Below are 1,539 nucleotides of genomic sequence, written 5' to 3'. Positions count from 1 at the left end.
CTTCATATTATACACGGGCCTGGCGATGAACCACAATTCGTTTAAAATGTGGTGCTTCATCCGGGAAGCGAGGCGGCTTGCAAAAAATATATTACAAAAAGTAATATATATTTTTCTTTTTGTAATATATTAATTATAATGATGTCAGGAGATGATGCTTTTGAAAAACAAAAAAATAAAAATGGCCAGAGTTGAATTGGACTTGTCTCAAGAACAGCTTGCGGAAATAGTAGGAGTCACCAGGCAGACCATTCATTTGATTGAGTCGGGTAAGTATAATCCCAGTTTGAAATTATGTGTTGAAATCTGCAGGGCCTTGAACAAAACCCTGGATCAACTTTTTTGGGAGGATTGATTAATGAATACCGATAAGATCATTAAAGAAGCCAGAATCATTATGTATGCAGCACTGATTGTGGGAATGGCTCTGTTGGCAGTGGGAATAGCCTTTGCCTGGACAGATGCTCGCATCATATCAAACAACCGGTCGGTGATCGGATTATCTTTCATCCCCTTGACAGTGTCCTTCTTTTATTACCTCAAGCTGATCAGGATACGGAACAACCCCCAAACCATGAAAGCGATTATTATCAATGAGAACGATGAAAGGCTGAACGCCTTGAAAAATGAGGCGGATGCCAGAGCGCATAAAATTGTGCAGGCAGCGTTGTTTCTTGCCTATATGGGGTACACCCTAATAGTTCCGGAGGACATCTTTGAGTCTGTCGGATGGTGGATTCTGCTGCTGATTTTGATGCTTTCCCTCATCTCTCAGGGAATATTGACTGCAGCATCACTTCGAAAAGAGCAGGCGATTCATGAAGAGAACGAATGATGTGGAATGATCAAGCCCGCCAGTCTGGCTTTCAGCCGCAAGAACACACCGGTCCGTCGACTCGATCATCACGCCTATGCAGTGTTTTGCCATGATCAGGTTTTGAGGTCCGCAAGTTCCGGCAAATCAACATCCTCAATGGTGGTCAAGTCTTTGCGGGTCAAATGGGTCTTGTCTATGATGCGCAAGGCCTGGCGGCGAATTGATTTTTCGGTGAGATTGCGCACAAAGCGGGCATTGCCGCTGTGGGGATGCCTGTGGCTGGTAAACTCGGTCAGGATATGCTTCAACTTCCAACGGCCGGCGCTGCTTAGTGCATACTCCCTCTCGGCGTAAAGGTGCAGGGCTATTTGGAAAAGTTCTTCACAGAGATAATCATTAAAATGTATGTGTATCGGAAATCTTGATCTTAAGCCGGGATTGGAACGCACGAAATGATCCATTTCGTTGCAGTACCCGGCCAGTATCACCACCAGATTATCCCGGTGGTCCTCCATCTGTTTCACTATAGTGGCGATGGCCTCTTTGCCAAAGTCTTTTTCCCCGCCCTGTGCCAGTGTATAGGCCTCGTCAACAAATAAAATACCGCCCAGGGCTTTTTGAACGCTTTCCTTGGCTTTCTGCGCGGTGTGACCGATATACTCCCCTACCAGGTCGGCTCTCTCCACCTCGACCAGATGCCCTTTATCGAGCAGCCCGATATC

The 1,539-nt window shown here is 46.1% G+C and carries 3 protein-coding genes; 2 read left to right on the top strand and 1 reads right to left on the bottom strand.

Features of this window, described 5'->3' with window-relative positions; translation table 11 throughout:
* Nucleotides 1–160 precede the first annotated feature (160 nt).
* Both B3W37_RS00975 and B3W37_RS00970 read left to right on the top strand, forming a co-directional pair.
* Nucleotides 161–355: a helix-turn-helix transcriptional regulator gene (locus tag B3W37_RS00975; protein WP_483170597.1), complete on the top strand. Its 195-nt coding sequence runs from the start codon at nt 161–163 to the stop codon at nt 353–355.
* A gap of 3 nt (nt 356–358) precedes the next feature.
* Nucleotides 359–835, top strand: coding sequence for a hypothetical protein (locus B3W37_RS00970; protein ID WP_483174516.1), 477 nt, complete (start codon nt 359–361; stop codon nt 833–835).
* 95 nt (nt 836–930) lie between these two features.
* On the opposite strand, the gene B3W37_RS00965 is transcribed toward B3W37_RS00970, so the two are convergent.
* Nucleotides 931–1,539 (bottom strand): AAA family ATPase (locus B3W37_RS00965; protein ID WP_483174515.1); only part of this gene is annotated, 609 nt, incomplete at its 5' end.

This window comes from Syntrophomonas sp. UBA5494, assembly GCF_002426325.1.
Note: the sequence above shows the minus strand (reverse complement) of the source record. Positions and strands in the feature narration are given on the sequence as shown.